Origin of the sequence: Paracoccus acridae, assembly GCF_014642735.1 — a bacterium.
In the GTDB taxonomy this organism is placed as follows: Bacteria; Pseudomonadota; Alphaproteobacteria; order Rhodobacterales; family Rhodobacteraceae; genus Paracoccus; species Paracoccus acridae.
Genome location: NZ_BMIV01000004.1, coordinates 154,584 through 169,454 on the forward strand (window position 1 = coordinate 154,584; position 14,871 = coordinate 169,454).

13 protein-coding genes are annotated in these 14,871 nt (G+C 65.6%); 8 read left to right on the forward strand and 5 right to left on the reverse strand.

The window, feature by feature from the left end:
• Nucleotides 1–58 precede the first annotated feature (58 nt).
• From glpD to IEX25_RS07970, 7 genes are all read left to right on the forward strand, one after another.
• Nucleotides 59–1,606 (forward strand): glycerol-3-phosphate dehydrogenase, encoded by a 1,548-nt coding sequence (gene glpD / locus IEX25_RS07940; protein WP_188714676.1) that lies wholly within the window; start codon nucleotides 59–61, stop codon nucleotides 1,604–1,606.
• Nucleotides 1,603–2,670 (forward strand): ABC transporter ATP-binding protein, encoded by a 1,068-nt coding sequence (locus IEX25_RS07945; protein WP_103171278.1) that lies wholly within the window; start codon nucleotides 1,603–1,605, stop codon nucleotides 2,668–2,670. Before glpD ends, IEX25_RS07945 begins: the two co-directional genes overlap by 4 nt.
• Nucleotides 2,670–3,749 carry an ABC transporter ATP-binding protein gene (locus IEX25_RS07950; protein WP_103171277.1) on the forward strand — a complete coding sequence of 360 codons (1,080 nt, stop codon included), beginning with the start codon at nucleotides 2,670–2,672 and terminating at the stop codon, nucleotides 3,747–3,749. The genes IEX25_RS07945 and IEX25_RS07950 overlap by 1 nt, the downstream gene beginning before the upstream one ends.
• A complete protein-coding gene (locus IEX25_RS07955) occupies nucleotides 3,749–4,615 on the forward strand; it encodes a carbohydrate ABC transporter permease (protein ID WP_103171276.1) in 867 nt (288 codons plus the stop codon). The genes IEX25_RS07950 and IEX25_RS07955 overlap by 1 nt, the downstream gene beginning before the upstream one ends.
• Nucleotides 4,612–5,427 carry a carbohydrate ABC transporter permease gene (locus IEX25_RS07960; protein ID WP_103171275.1) on the forward strand — a complete coding sequence of 272 codons (816 nt, stop codon included), beginning with the start codon at nucleotides 4,612–4,614 and terminating at the stop codon, nucleotides 5,425–5,427. The genes IEX25_RS07955 and IEX25_RS07960 overlap by 4 nt, the downstream gene beginning before the upstream one ends.
• A 74-nt stretch (nucleotides 5,428–5,501) precedes the next feature.
• Nucleotides 5,502–5,828, forward strand: a complete 327-nt coding sequence (locus IEX25_RS07965) for a DUF2160 domain-containing protein (protein WP_205048995.1) — start codon at nucleotides 5,502–5,504, stop codon at nucleotides 5,826–5,828.
• 38 nt (nucleotides 5,829–5,866) lie between these two features.
• Nucleotides 5,867–7,582, forward strand: coding sequence for an ABC transporter substrate-binding protein (locus IEX25_RS07970; RefSeq protein WP_103171273.1), 1,716 nt, complete (start codon nucleotides 5,867–5,869; stop codon nucleotides 7,580–7,582).
• Nucleotides 7,583–7,730: 148 nt separating this feature from the next.
• Here IEX25_RS07970 and IEX25_RS07975 read toward each other — a convergent pair whose 3' ends face one another.
• The 5 genes from IEX25_RS07975 to IEX25_RS07995 all read right to left on the reverse strand — a co-directional run bounded on the left by IEX25_RS07975 (nucleotide 7,731) and on the right by IEX25_RS07995 (nucleotide 14,139).
• On the reverse strand, nucleotides 7,731–8,780 hold the full coding sequence (locus IEX25_RS07975) for a 2,3-butanediol dehydrogenase (protein ID WP_188714677.1): 1,050 nt from the start codon (nucleotides 8,778–8,780) through the stop codon (nucleotides 7,731–7,733).
• Nucleotides 8,781–8,839: 59 nt separating this feature from the next.
• The gene (locus tag IEX25_RS07980) at nucleotides 8,840–10,639 is read right to left on the reverse strand and encodes an NAD(P)/FAD-dependent oxidoreductase (protein WP_103171272.1); all 1,800 of its coding nucleotides are present in this window, start codon (nucleotides 10,637–10,639) and stop codon (nucleotides 8,840–8,842) included.
• Nucleotides 10,640–10,771: 132 nt separating this feature from the next.
• Nucleotides 10,772–12,502 carry a sigma-54-dependent Fis family transcriptional regulator gene (locus IEX25_RS07985; protein ID WP_188714678.1) on the reverse strand — a complete coding sequence of 577 codons (1,731 nt, stop codon included), beginning with the start codon at nucleotides 12,500–12,502 and terminating at the stop codon, nucleotides 10,772–10,774.
• A gap of 156 nt (nucleotides 12,503–12,658) precedes the next feature.
• On the reverse strand, nucleotides 12,659–13,522 hold the full coding sequence (locus IEX25_RS07990; protein ID WP_103171271.1) for a glycosyltransferase family 2 protein: 864 nt from the start codon (nucleotides 13,520–13,522) through the stop codon (nucleotides 12,659–12,661).
• A gap of 2 nt (nucleotides 13,523–13,524) precedes the next feature.
• On the reverse strand, nucleotides 13,525–14,139 hold the full coding sequence (locus tag IEX25_RS07995) for a hypothetical protein (protein ID WP_103171270.1): 615 nt from the start codon (nucleotides 14,137–14,139) through the stop codon (nucleotides 13,525–13,527).
• 119 nt (nucleotides 14,140–14,258) lie between these two features.
• Here IEX25_RS07995 and infC point away from each other — a divergent pair, with 119 nt between their 5' ends.
• Nucleotides 14,259–14,849 carry a translation initiation factor IF-3 gene (infC, locus tag IEX25_RS08000; RefSeq protein WP_229665098.1) on the forward strand — a complete coding sequence of 197 codons (591 nt, stop codon included), beginning with the start codon at nucleotides 14,259–14,261 and terminating at the stop codon, nucleotides 14,847–14,849.
• Nucleotides 14,850–14,871 lie beyond the last annotated feature (22 nt).

Sequence of the window (14,871 nt, forward strand, 5' to 3'; positions counted from 1 at the left end):
TGTTGACAGATCGCGTGCGTGGATGTTCGAATTGAACACGGGGAAGTGAGGAATGGCTATGTCGGCGACGGATCTGTTCGTCATCGGTGGGGGCATCAACGGCACGGGGATCGCCCGGGACGCCGCCGGCCGGGGCCTGTCCGTCCGGCTTGCGGAACAGGGCGACCTTGCGGGGGCGACCAGCAGCGCCTCGACCAAGCTGTTCCATGGCGGGCTGCGCTATCTGGAGTTCCTGGAGCTGCGCCTAGTCCGCGAGGCCCTGCGTGAGCGCGAGGTCCTGTTGCGCGCCATGCCCCATATCGCCTGGCCGATGCGCTTCGTCCTGCCGCTGGACCCGAAGATGCGGTTCGCGGGCAAGACGCCGGTATCGCGGATCCTGTCGGTGCTGATGCCCTGGGGACGTGGGCACCGCCCCAACCTGGTGATCCGAGCGGGGCTGTTCCTGTATGACAACCTGGGCGCGCGGGAAATCCTGCCCGGCACCTCGACGCTGGACCTGCGCCAGGCACCCGAGGGTGCGCCGCTTCAGGACCGCCTGACCCGCGCCTATGAATATTCGGACGCCTGGGTGGACGATGCCCGGCTTGTCGTCCTGAACGCCCGCGATGCCGCCGCGCGCGGGGCGGACATCATCGTCGGATCGAAGGTGACCGAGGCCCGGCGCGAGGCCGAGGGCTGGCTGGTCCGCCTGTCCGACGGCCGAGAGTTCCGCGCCAAGGTGCTGGTCAATGCGGCGGGTCCCTGGGTCGGCAGGGTGATCCACGACGTGGCGCATCTGCCCAGCAACGAAGGGGTGCGGCTGGTGCGGGGCAGCCATATCGTCACGCGGCGGCTGTTCGATCACCAGAAGGCCTATTTCCTGCAGGGACAGGATGGGCGGATCGTCTTTGCGATCCCCTATGAACGCGACTTCACCCTGATCGGCACGACCGACGTGGATCATGATGGACCGCCCGACCGCGCCGTCTGCACGCCCGAGGAGGTGGATTACCTTTGCCGCTTCGTGTCCGGCTACTTCAGGACGCCGGTAACCGCCGACGACGTGGTCTGGACCTATTCGGGGGTCCGGCCGCTTCACGACGACGGCGCGTCCACGGCGACTGCGGCGACGCGCGATTACGTGTTGTCGCTGGATGACAGGGGCGCGCCCTGCCTGCATGTCTTCGGCGGCAAGATCACCACCTATCGCCGCCTGGCCGAGGCCGCATTGGCGAAGCTGTCGCCGCATCTGCCGGGCGCGGGCGCGGCCTGGACGGCGGGCGCGCATCTGCCCGGCGGCGACTTTCCGGTGGACGGGGCAGGTGCGCTGGCCCAGGCGCTGCGGCGCGACCATCCTTTCCTGACCGAGGACTGGGCCAACCGGCTGGTGCGGGCCTATGGCACCGAGGCGGCGCTTGTTCTTGGCGGCGCCCGGACGGCTGCCGACCTTGGGCGCGACTTCGGCGCGACGTTGACGGAAGCCGAACTGCGCTGGATGATCGAACGGGAATGGGCGCGCGATGCCCAGGGTGTCCTGTGGCGGCGATCCAAGCTGGGCCTGCGCCTGACGCCAGAACAGGTCGCGGCCGTCGAGGATTACATGGCAAGCGAAAGGGCCGCGGCATGACGCTGGAGCTTCGGGGCGTCACCAAGCAGGTTGCGGGCCAGGACTGGATCCACCCGACCGATCTTGTGCTGGCGCCCGGAAGCATGAACGTCCTGCTGGGTCCGACGCTGTCGGGCAAGACCACGCTGATGCGGCTGATGGCCGGGCTGGACCAGCCGACGACCGGGCAGATCCATTGGCAGGGCCAGGACGTGACCGGCCAGCGGGTGCAGGACCGGGGCGTCGCCATGGTGTACCAGCAGTTCATCAACTATCCCTCGATGACGGTCTATGACAACATCGCCTCGCCCCTGCGGCTGCAGCGTGTGGCGCGGGCCGAGATCGACCGCCGCGTGCGCGAGACGGCCGCGATGATGCGCCTGACCCCGATGCTGGACCGCCGCCCGCTGGAACTGTCGGGCGGCCAGCAGCAGCGCACGGCCCTGGCGCGCGCCCTGGTCAAGGGCGCCGGGCTGGTGCTGCTGGACGAACCGCTGGCGAACCTCGACTACAAGCTGCGCGAGGAGTTGCGGGCGGAAATCCCCCGCATCTTCGAGGCCTCGGGCGCGATCTTCGTCTATGCCACGACCGAACCCGAGGAGGCGCTGCTGCTGGGCGGCCATACCGCGACCCTGTGGCAGGGCCGGGTGACGCAGTTCGGTCCCACGCCGCAGGTCTATCGCCGCCCGCAGGACGCGGTGACGGCGCGGGTCTTCAGCGACCCGCCGATGAACTTCAAGCCGGTGCAGGTTTCCGGCGGCGAGGCGATCCTGGACAGCGCCCGCTGGCTGGTGGATGTCCCGGATGGTCGCTATCTTGCCGGATTTCGCGCGCCCCATCTGACGCTGGAACCCGGGGCAGGGACCCTTGGCCTTTCGGCCCGGCTGGACGCGACCGAGATCACCGGGGCCGAAACCTATCTGCACCTTCGCCACGGCGATGATCGCTGGGTGGGCCTGGTGCCGGGCGTGCGCGACCTTTCCGCCGGCGCCGCGCTGACGGTCTGGCTGGATCCGGCGCATGTCTATCTGTTCGACGAAGGCGGCAGGCTTGCCCGCGCCGCCCCCTATGCACAGGCGGCGTGATGGCCCAGATCACCTTCGACAACCTTGCCCACAGCTATCTTCCCGCGCCCAAGGCGGATGCGGACTGGGCGCTGAAGCCGATGTCGCTGACCTGGCGGGACGGCGGGGCCTATGCGCTGCTGGGAAGTTCGGGCTGCGGCAAGACCACGCTGCTGAACATCATCTCGGGCCTGCTGCACCCGTCGCGCGGGCGGGTGCTGTTCGGCGACCGGAACGTCACCGACCTGTCCACGGCGGAACGCAACATCGCCCAGGTGTTTCAGTTCCCGGTCGTCTATGACACCATGAGCGTGCGGGAAAACCTGGCCTTTCCGCTGAAGAACCGCGGGATGCCTGCCGACCAGATCGCCGCGCGCGTGGATGCGGTGGCGCGCATGATCGGCATGACCGATACGCTGGACCGCCGCGCGCGCGGGCTGACGGCGGATGCCAAGCAGAAGATCAGCCTGGGCCGCGGCATGGTCCGGCAGGACGTGAACGCGATCCTGTTCGACGAGCCCCTGACCGTGATCGACCCGCAGATGAAGTGGGAACTGCGAACCCAACTCAAGGCCCTGCACCGAGAGTTCGGCCACACGATGATCTATGTGACCCACGACCAGACCGAGGCGCTGACCTTCGCCGACGAGGTGGTGGTCATGTCCGAAGGCCGCGTCGTGCAGGCGGGCACGCCTCAGTCGCTGTTCGACGCCCCGGCGCATACCTTCGTGGGTTATTTCATCGGCTCGCCCGGCATGAACCTGCTGGATGCGGAAATCCAGGGCACGACCGCCCGCATCGCCGGGACCACGATCCCGCTGGCCGCGCCCTATGCGCCGCCGAAGGGTCGCGTGCAGATCGGCATCCGCCCCGACGCCGTGCGGCCGGCATCCGAAGGATTGCCCTTCCGCCTGATCCGCACCGAGGATGTGGGCCACCACCGCATCCTGCGCGGAGAGGTCGCGGGCGCACCCTTCAACCTCGTCGTCCCCGAGGATCAGCCGATCCCCGCCGCGTTCGACCGCGTGGCGCTGGACCCCGCGCGCATCGGCGTCTTTGTCGATGACTGGCGCATCGAGCCGCTGGAAAGGGCCGCGTGATGGACAAGCCCGTCAACAACCGCGCCTGGTTCCTGGTCCTGCCGGTGCTGGTGCTGGTCGCCTTTTCCGCCGTGATCCCGCTGATGACGGTGGTGAACTATTCCGTGCAGGACACCTTCGGGAACAACCAGTTCTTCTGGAACGGCCTCGGCTGGTTCCAGGAGGTGCTGGAAAGCGACCGCATCCATGCAGCCCTGGGCCGGCAACTTCTGTTCTCGGCCATCATCCTGGCCATCGAGATCCCCTTGGGCATCTTCATCGCGCTGAACATGCCCAAGCGCGGCTTCTGGGCCAGCCTGGTGCTGGTGCTGATGGCCCTTCCGTTGCTGATCCCGTGGAACGTGGTGGGCACGATCTGGCAGGTCTTCGGCCGCGTGGACATCGGCCTGCTGGGGCACACGCTGGCGGCACTGGGCATCGACTACAACTATGTCAACGACCCGGTGGATGCCTGGGCCACGATCATCGTGATGGATGTCTGGCACTGGACCAGCCTTGTCGCGCTGCTCTGCTATGCGGGGCTGCAATCCATCCCCGACGCCTATTACCAGGCCGCGCGCATCGACCAGGCCAGCCGCTGGGGCGTGTTCCGCTATATCGAACTGCCCAAGATGTCGGGCGTGCTGCTGATCGCCGTGCTGCTGCGCTTCATGGACAGCTTCATGATCTATACCGAGCCCTTTGTCGTCACCGGCGGCGGTCCTGGCAACGCCACCACCTTCCTGTCGATCGACCTTGTGAAGATGGCGATCGGGCAGTTCGACCTGGGCCCGGCGGCAGCCTTCAGCCTGATCTATTTCCTGGTGATCCTGCTGATCAGTTGGGTCTTCTATACCGTCATGACCGCGCAAAGGGACCGCACATGACCACCGCCCGCGCATCCCGAGGGTCTGCTGTCGTCATGACCCTGTATCTTCTGTTCCTGCTGGTGCCGATCTACTGGCTGGTGAACATGAGCCTGAAGACCAATGCCGAGATCACCGGCACCTTCAGCCTCTGGCCCCAGAATCCCACGCTGCGCAACTTCCGCGTGATCCTGACCGATCCCAGCTGGTACATGGGATACATCAACAGCCTGATCTATGTGGTGATGAACACGGTGCTGTCGCTGGCCGTGGCGCTGCCCGCCGCCTATGCCTTCAGCCGATACCGCTTCCTGGGCGACAAGCACCTGTTCTTCTGGCTGCTGACGAACCGCATGGCCCCGCCCGCCGTCTTCGCGCTGCCCTTCTTCCAGCTTTATTCGGCCGTCGGCCTGTTCGACACCCATATCGCCGTGGCGCTGGCGCATTGCCTGTTCAACGTGCCGCTGGCCGTCTGGATCCTGGAAGGCTTCATGTCCGGCGTCCCGCGAGAGATCGACGAGACCGCCTATATCGACGGCTACAGCTTTCCGCGCTTCTTCACCCGCATCTTCATGCCGCTGATCGCCAGCGGCATCGGCGTCGCCGCCTTCTTCTGCTTCATGTTCAGTTGGGTGGAACTGCTGCTGTCGCGCACGCTGACCAGCGTGAACGCCAAGCCCATCGCGGCGACGATGACGCGGACGGTCAGTGCCTCGGGCCTCGACTGGGGGGTGCTGGCGGCGGCGGGGGTGCTGACGATCCTGCCCGGCGCCTTGGTGATCTGGTTCGTGCGCAACTACATCGCCAAGGGCTTCGCCCTGGGGAGGGTGTGATGCGCGGGCGTTCCGTCAACCTGGGCTTTGCCGCCGCCGCCCTGCTGATGATGGCCGCCTTGGCATGGCTGTTCATGCTGGTCCCGGCCGAGGACGGGGTGCGGGAATGGACCGGCAGCCTCAATCCCGGCGGCTGGATGGCCTGGACCTTTCCGACCGCGCTGTTCTTCTGGGTGATCGCGGCGCTGCTGCTGCTTTTCACCTGGCTTGCCATCCGATCCCCCGAAACGCCCCGCAAGGGCGTTCTGGGCATCTGGACGACCCGGGGCGACCGGCTGTTCATCAGCCTGCTCGGCTCGGCCTTCATCAACCTTGCCTGGCTGGGTTTCGGGGGAACGCCCGCCTGGGGAGGATTGATCGTGTCACTGATCTACGCCGCGGCGGTGTTCCGCTGGGTGTGAAAACGGGCCGCCAAGGCCCATCCTGGGGAGGAGAAGACATGAAGTTCTATTTGACGACGGCCATGAGCCTTGCGCTGATGGTCACCGGCGCGCAAGCCGGCATGGAGGAGGCGAAGGCCTTCCTGGACGCCGAGATCGGCGACATGTCCAGCCTGGACCGCGCCGCCCAAGAGGCCGAGATGCAGTGGTTCATCGACGCCGCCCAACCCTTCGCGGGGATGGAGATCAAGGTGGTGTCCGAAACCATCACCACCCATGAATACGAAGCCCAGACCCTTGCCCCCGCCTTCACGGCCATCACGGGCATCAAGGTCACGCATGACCTGATCGGCGAAGGCGACGTGATCGAGAAGCTGCAGACGCAGATGCAGTCGGGCGAGAACATCTATGACGCCTATGTCAACGACAGCGACCTGATCGGCACCCATTGGCGTTACCAGCAGGTGCGCAGCCTGACCGACTGGATGGCGAACGAAGGCGCGGATGTCACCAACCCCAACCTCGACATCGACGACTTCATCGGCAAGTCCTTCACCACCGCGCCGGACGGCGACCTGTATCAGTTGCCCGACCAGCAGTTCGCGAACCTTTACTGGTTCCGGGCGGACTGGTTCGACGACGAACAGAACAAGGCCGAGTTCAAGGAGAAATACGGCTATGACCTGGGCGTGCCGGTTACCTGGTCGGCCTATGAGGACATCGCCGAATTCTTCACCGGGCGAGAGATCGACGGGAAGAAGGTCTATGGCCACATGGACTATGGCAAGAAGGACCCGTCGTTGGGCTGGCGTTTCACCGATGCCTGGCTGTCCATGGCGGGGAACGGCGACAAGGGCATCCCGAACGGGTTGCCGGTGGACGAATGGGGCATCCGCGTGGATGAAAACAGCCGCCCCGTGGGCAGCTGCGTCGCGCGTGGCGGCGACACCAACGGCCCGGCTGCGGTTTACGCGATCCAGAAATACTTGGACTGGATGTCGGCCTATGCGCCCCCGGCCGCCCAGGGCATGACCTTCAGCGAAAGCGGTCCGGTCCCCAGCCAGGGCGAGGTCGCCCAGCAGATGTTCACCTATACCGCCTTCACGGCCGATTTCGTCAAGGAAGGCCTGCCGGTCGTGAACGAGGACGGGACGCCGAAATGGCGCTTTGCCCCCTCGCCCCACGGCGCCTATTGGCAAGAGGGGATGAAACTGGGCTATCAGGACGTGGGGTCGTGGACGCTGATGAAATCCACGCCCGACGACCGCGCGAAGGCCGCCTGGCTTTACGCGCAATTCGTGACCTCGAAGACGGTGGACGTGAAGAAAAGCCATGTCGGCCTGACCTTCATCCGCCAGTCCACGCTGGACCACCAGTCCTTCACCGACCGCGCGCCCAAGCTGGGCGGGCTGATCGAATTCTATCGCAGCCCCGCCCGGTTGCAGTGGTCGCCCACCGGGACCAACGTGCCGGATTACCCGAAGCTCGCGCAGCTTTGGTGGCAGGCCATCGGCGACGCCGCCTCGGGCGCCAAGACCCCGCAAGAGGCGATGGACAGCCTGTGTGCCGAGCAGGAAAAGGTGATGGAACGCTTGGAACGCGCGGGTGTCCAGGGCGACATCGGCCCCAAGATGGCCGAGGAGCATGACCTTGAATGGTGGAACAACTATGCCAAGGAGCATGGGGGCATCGCGCCCCAGCTGAAGCTGGAAAACGAGGATCCGCAGCCCGAAACCATCAGCTATGACGAATTGGTGAAAAGCTGGCAGGAGTGACAGGCCTCGCGCCGACGGGAACCCGGAAATCCGGGTTCCCGCCTTCGGAAAGCAAAGTGGGCAACGGATCGCAGCCCATTGTTGAAGCTTGCCGGATCAGACAAAAACCAGCAGGGCGCGGGCACAAGCCGCGCCCTGTGGCGTTTCGTCAGGGCGCCTCGACGAGGATTTTCACATGGGATTTCTGGCTGGCCAGGGCCTCGAACCCCTCGTTCACGATATCGTCGATCGCGATGCGCCGCGTGACCAGCTTGTCGGCGCTGAAATAGCCCTGGGTCATCAGCTCCATCACCGCCGGATAGACGTTGCGATAGGCGATGGTGCCCTGAAGCTGACGTTCCTTCAGCACGACCGTGTTGGGCTGGAAGCCGGCATCGGCTTCCCAGGTCGAGACGATCAGGGTCTGCCCTTCGTGCCGCGTGGCGTCGATGCATTGCGCAAGAACCTGCGGCACGCCTGTCACCTCGAAGGCGACATGCACGCCGCCGGTGGCCTTTCGGATCAGGCCGACGGCATCCGCCGCCGTTGGATCGGTGGCCGTCGTGGCACCAAGTTCCAGGGCTTTTTGCCGCCGCACCTCGGACGGTTCCACCACATGGATCTGCGCCGCCCCCGCGACCCGCAATGCCTCCAGCACCAGAAGCCCGATCGGGCTGGCGCCGAAGACCGCCGCCGTGTCGCCGGCCTTGATCTTCGACAGCCGGACGGCGTGCAGGGCCACGGCGGCAGGCTCGACAAGTGCGCCTTGTTCCATCGACAGCCCCTCGGGCATCTTGTGGACCATGCGCGCCGGCACCACGGAATAGGCGGCAAAGCCGCCGTGACCGCCCGACAGCCCCACGAAGCCCAGCGAGTCGCACAGGTTGTATTTGCCGTCCCGGCAGGCGGCGCAGGTGCCGCAGGCAAAGATCGGCTCGATCGCCACGCGATCGCCGACCGCGACGCTGGTGACGCCCTCGCCCAACTCGGTCACGGTGCCGCAGTATTCGTGGCCCATGGTGATCGGTGCCTTGTCGTGGCTCAGCGGGTGGTCCTTCTCTACCGGCACGAAGATCGGACCCGCGAGGTATTCATGCAGGTCGCTGCCGCAGATCCCGGCCCAGGCGACCTTCACCTTGACCTCGCCCGGACCGGGGGTCGGTTCCGGGACATCCTCGACGCGGATGTCCTTCACGCCATGCCAACGTGCTGCTTTCATCTTGATCTCCGAACAAGGGGATGTGCGCCCGGCCAGGAGGCAGCCGGGCGCAAGATGCATCACGACAGGTGATGCACCTGTTGCAGGCCATAGACGGGCGTGTCCAACCCCTCCATCCGGGCCTTGAGCTGAAGCGCGAGATACAGGGAATAGTGGCGCGACTGGTGCAGGTTGCCGCCGTGGAACCACAGGTTTTCCTGCTGCGTGGGCTTCCACATGTTGCGCTGCTCGCCTTCCCAGGGACCGGGGTCCTTGGTGGTGTCCGAGCCCAGGCCCCAGACCTTGCCGACCTTGTCCGCGACCTCCTGGCTGATCAGATCGGCGGCCCAGCCGTTCATGCTGCCATATCCAGTCGCCAGGACGACCAGATCGGCTTGCAGCCGCGTGCCGTCCGTCAGCACCACGGCATCTTCCTCGAAATGATCGACTTGGCCCTGGACCAGCTTCACCTCGCCGTCGATGATCAGTTGGCTGGCCCCAACGTCGATGTAATAGCCCGACCCGCGCCGCAGGTATTTCATGAACAAGCCCGATCCGTCGTCGCCCCAGTCAAGCTGGAACCCCGCCTTTTCAAGACCGGCATAGAAATCGGCGTCCCGTTCCCGCATCTGGTCGTAAAGCGGGATCTGGAATTCGTGCATGATCCGATAGGGAAGCGAGGCGAAGATCATGTCGGCCTTTTCGGTCGTCACGCCGTTCGCCAAGGCATCTTCGGAATAAAGCCCGCCAAGCCCGATCTCCATCAGGCTGTCCGACCGGACAATATGGGTGGATGATCGCTGCACCATGGTGACGTCGGCATCGGCTTCCCACAACGCCGCGCAGATGTCGTGGGCCGAGTTGTTGGAACCGACGACCACGACCTTCTTGCCGGTCCAGGCATCCGGCCCCTTGTGCTGGGATGAATGCTGGATTTCGCCCTTGAAGCTTTCCATGCCGGGAAACCGGGGCATGTTCGGCTTGCCCGACATGCCGGTCGCCAGCACCAGTTGCGTGGGCTTCAGCGTCACCTGTTCGCCGTCGCGGTTGACCTTGACCGTCCAGGTGCCGGAAGCTTCGTCAAAGCTGGCCGACTGCACCTCGGACCGGGTCCAATAGTTGATCTCCATGACCTTGGTGTACATTTCCAGCCAGTCGCCGATCTTGTCCTTGGGCGTGAAGACCGGCCAGTTGTCGGGAAACTTGATATAGGGCAGGTGGTCGTACCAGATCGGGTCGTGAAGACAGAGCGACTTGTAGCGGCTGCGCCACTGGTCGCCGGGTCGGTCGTGCTTGTCCAGAACGATGGTCGGCACGCCCAGTTGCCGCAGCCTGGCGCCAAGCGCGATGCCCCCCTGACCGCCGCCCACGATCACCGTATAGGGCTGGGCGTCATAGCCCAGGCGCGTTTCCTCGGCCTCTCGGCGTTCCTTCCAGGACTGGCGGTTCTTCTGCGCGCCGTGTTCGGCGCCCATGGGACGGCGCTTGCCGCGGCTTTCCTCGAAACCCTTCAGTTCCTGCAGGGCCGTCAGAAGGGTCCAGATGCGGTCGTCCTTCAGCCTCATCAAACCCCAGCCGCGTCCGGCCTTGGTCTCGAAAGTGATCCAGGTGGTGATGACGCCGCCGTCCTCGGCGGGCGCCTCTCCGTCCTGGATCCGGAAATTGCTTGGCGTCGTATGCGCCAGCTGCTGCGACAGCATGTCTGCCACGCCCTCCGGCCCCTCGACCGTCTTCAGGTTCCAGGTGATCGACACCAGGTCGCGCCAATAGCTGTCGGTGGCGAACAGCGCCTTGACGCCATCCACATCGCCCGCAGCCAGCGCGGTGTTCAGGGCATCCAGCACCACCTGCGTGCGGGATGTCGCGGTTGAATCAAGCATTGCCTCTCCTCCTGTGTGCAAGGAGAAGTATCGGGGTCCGTTGGCTGCCCGATCCACGGAAATGAAGGCTGCGCGGCCGGAAAATCGCACGCTGCGATGCGGCATGTTGCAGGCGCAACGCCGCGCAACGCCCTAGGCCGGCGGTTGCAACCCGGCACGACGCAGGCGGCGCAGGACGGTCGAGCGGTTGACCCCAAGGCGCCGCGCGGCACAGGACATGTTCCATCCGCAGGCTTCCATGACCTGCTCCAGCGGCTCGTCCGCTTCGCTGTCCCGGCGCGCGGCATCGACGGGCTGGGGCAGGTCGGGCTGGTCGATCACGCGCCCCTCGCAAAGGGCGACCGCCACATCCAAGACCTGTTCAAGCTCGCGCAGGTTGCCGGGCCAATGACGGCCCAGAAGGGCGGCGCGGGCCGATGGGGACAGGCGCATGTCGTCGGGTGCGCGTCGCCGCAGCAGCCGATCCAGCAGCGTGCCCAGATCCTGCCTTTGGCGCAGCGGCGGCAAGGACAGCGTGGCACCCGCAAGGCGGTGGAACAGCGGCCGAGGGAGGCTCTGGTCCGAGGGCAGGGCGCAGGTGGTCGAAAGCGGCCTCAGAAGCTCGTGGCTGTCCAGTATCGCAGCCAGCGCGGCTGCCGTCCCGGCGTCCAGATCCTCGATCCGGCGAAGCAGCAGGGTGGTCGGGCCGCTGATATCGGCACAGGCTTCGCGCAATACCTCAGCGGACAGCCCTGCACAGTCGAGGGCCAGAAAGCCGCTTGCCGTTCCGGCCATGTGGATCGCGCGCGCCAACTTCGTCTTGCCGGTCCCCGTCTCGCCGGCGATCAGCAGCGGCACGTCCGTGCGTGCAAGCTTTGCCGCACGCGCAAGAAGCTGTTCCATCACCGGATCGTCGCCCGCCAGTCCCGCCAGCGGCCCGTCGCGGCGGCTGCTGCGCAACGCGGCGCGCGGCGCCTGCGGTGCGATGGCATGGCCGAACAGCGCACCGCCGCCCTGCATTTCGACGATTCGATCCTCGGTCGGGCGGTCGCGCATCAAGTCCGGCAGGTCGTCCACCGTGACGCCCAGAACCTCGTCGATGCGGCGCCCCAGGATCGGACCGCCATCGGGGAAAAGACGCCGCGCAGCGCGTGTATAGCCAAGAACGCGCCCCGACCCATCAAGGCGAACGGCTGCCTCGGGATCGACGTCCAGGAACTCGGGGCTGTCGGAGAGCCGCAATATCCAGTCACGGCGCCCTTCTGCCATCAGGTTCGCCATCTCGACCCGGCGGGCGGCATTGGTGACAAGGCTCATCGCAAGGTTCTGGCTGCGCTTCGGCGTCGGCGACCGCAGCAGGGATATGTCCAGCACCGCAGCCAGCCCGCCCAGGCTGTCGAAGATCGGCGCCGCGGTGCAGCTGAGCGAGACATGGGCATTGCCGAAGTGGTCGTCCTGGTGAACGGTCACCGGTTCCTGCGTGACGATGCAGGCCCCGACGCCACAGGTGCCCGCCAGATCCTCGGACCAGTTGGAACCGAGGTAAAGCCCGGCACCGCGCAACTCGTTGACGAAAAGGTCGTCCCCGAAGAAATCGACGCAGACGCCCTTCGCATCCGTCAGAAGCAGAACATAGTTCTGCCCGGCAACCTGCCGGAACAGGCTTTGCAGGCTGGATCGGGCGGCCCCGATCATCCATTCCGCCTGCTTGCGGTGATCGCGCAATTCGGCCTCGGTGACGATATGGGCCGGATCGTTCCGCGACGGGTCCATGCCGTATAGTTCGACGCAACGCCGCCAGGATGCCGCCACGAAACCGTCCCGGCCCGTCTGCGTGCCGTCAAGAACCTGCTCGATCTCTCTGACGTGATGACGATCGGCCATTCCGCCCTCCCTCGGCCAAGCCAGAACCGGCGTCCCAGCCTAGCATGAAGGGGGGCGTTCCGAGGACCAGACTTTCGTGCCATCCCGTGTGATGGGCCGACCCTGCGTTCCCCATCAGGGTTCAGGCAGAGGACCGGGCGTGGCCGAGAGGGGCTTTCAGAACCACTGTCCCGGCTCGATCAATCCCAAATCCAGGAATTGCTGGGCGCGCCATTGAAAGGGTTCCGAATTCTTCCACCGCAAGGTGCGAATCGCCTCTCTCGAGCCGGGATTGGTCGCAAGCGCCTTGGCAGCCCGGAATGACGCAATCGCCGCCGTCAGGTTGTGGTGCCAGGGACAGGAATAGGTGTTGTATTCGGGAACAGAGAAGCGGTGGTCCGCCTCAAGACGCAAGGTGGCTGCGCTGCGGAACAGGGCCACCCTGTCGATCCGGCGTCGCGATGGCGGAATGTGTTCCTCGAAACGCCAGCGCAGGCCGCCGTGGAAATCAAGCTGGCGTTCCAGGGGCAGGCCATTCCCGTCCTTGCGGGCAAGCGCGAAATATCCCGTCCGGTCGAACATCGCGTCCCCCAGGCTGACGGCGTTCGGATCCCGGTCCAGATCGGGGGAATAAAGGTCGATCACATAGGTCAGCATCGCATCGCGGCGTTCCTCGGTGTGAAAGGACAAAAGTTCTCCCACGGTGCGGGTTTCCGAGAAGGGAAAGAACAGGAACTCGGCGTTGAAGCCATAGTAAAGCCAGGTCCCCGCAGGGACGGCCGCGATCACGGCATTGACGGCGTCCCGGTGGGCGTCGGCCTGGCGCGTGTTCCATCGCAGGTTGGTGATACGCCCCGTCGCGTCGGGCGGCAGAGTGATCGGATCGGGGGACAGGGCCAGGATGTGACGAAAGCCGATGTCCAGATGATGCCGCAGCGTTTCGGCGACGACGGCATCGTCCTCGACCAGGATGATGGCCAAGGGACCGCGCGACAGGACGGCCGGGCGCGACTTCAGGAAATCGGCCAGCGGCGGATGCATGGTCACGGCATCACGGCCTTGACCTGATCCAGGGCCTGCCGCAGCAGGTCGGGATTGTTCCCAGCCGTTTCGACCAGGCGCTTCAGGGTGGCCTTCTGGGCATCGCCGATGGCGGCGCCGTCGATGATCCGCGTAACCTGATCGGCGTCGAAACCTTCGGGCGTCAGCAGCGACTGGATCCGCGTGGCGGCAACCGCCGCGGTGGCGGCCTGATCGGTGGCCGCAGCGGCGTCGTTGGCCGCCTGCGCAGCGTCCTGTGCCGCCTGCGTCACGGGGGCAGAGGCGCCTTCTGCCGCCGTTGCCGCGGCATCTGCCGCGCGGTCGGCGGCATCCAGGGCCGCTTCGGCAGCGGCCTCGGCCTCGGCGGCAGCCTCGCTGACGGGGGCGACGCCTGCTTCCTCGGAGGCCTGGACCGCCTCGGCCGCCACATCCGCGGCCACGGCTGCGGCATCAGCTGCTGCATCGGCGGCGGCATCGGTCGCCTGGGTGGCCGGTTCCTCGGACGCCACGACGTCCTGGGGCGGGACGACGCTGCCGTCGGGCTGGTTGGCCTGCCAGATCCTCCAGCCGCCGAACCCAAGGGCAAGAATCAGGATCAGGGCCAGCAGAACGCGCATCACAAAGGTTCCTTGCAGAAGGTTTGCGAAGCTATGGCACATGCAAACCGCGTCGAAAAGCCGCCGGAACGGTCCGCAACCATTCCATCGGCGATCAAATCCGGTTGAATCATCGCGCTTTGACGCTTATTTTCCGTCCATTCCGATTTGGCTATCAAAGGAGCACAGCCATAGCCCGCCGACCGCATAACGCACCGCCCACCCGTGATACCGGCCCCCGCGTCAACGAACGCATCCGCGTATCCGAAATCCGCCTGATCGGCGCCGACGGAGAGAATGTGGGCGTGGTCCCCCCTTCGGTCGGATTGCAGATGGCGCAGGAAGCCGGGCTGGATCTGGTCGAAATCTCGCCCAACGCCGTTCCGCCTGTCTGCAAGGTCATGGATCTTGGCAAGTTCAAGTATGAACAGCAGAAGCGCGAGGCCGAGGCCCGCAAGAAGCAGAAGATCATCGAGATCAAGGAAATCAAGTTCCGTCCGGGAACCGATGACCATGATTACAATGTGAAGATGCGTTCGGTCATGAAGTTCCTGGGCGAAGGGGACAAGGTCAAGGTCACGCTGCGCTTCCGCGGCCGTGAGATGGCCCACCAGGACCTGGGGCTGGAGCTTCTGAACCGCGTCCGCGACGATGTGGGCGAGGCCGGCAAGGTCGAATCCATGCCCAAGCTGGAAGGCCGGCAGATGGTGATGATGATCGCCCCCAAGTAAGGGCGTGATTCCTTAAGGAAAG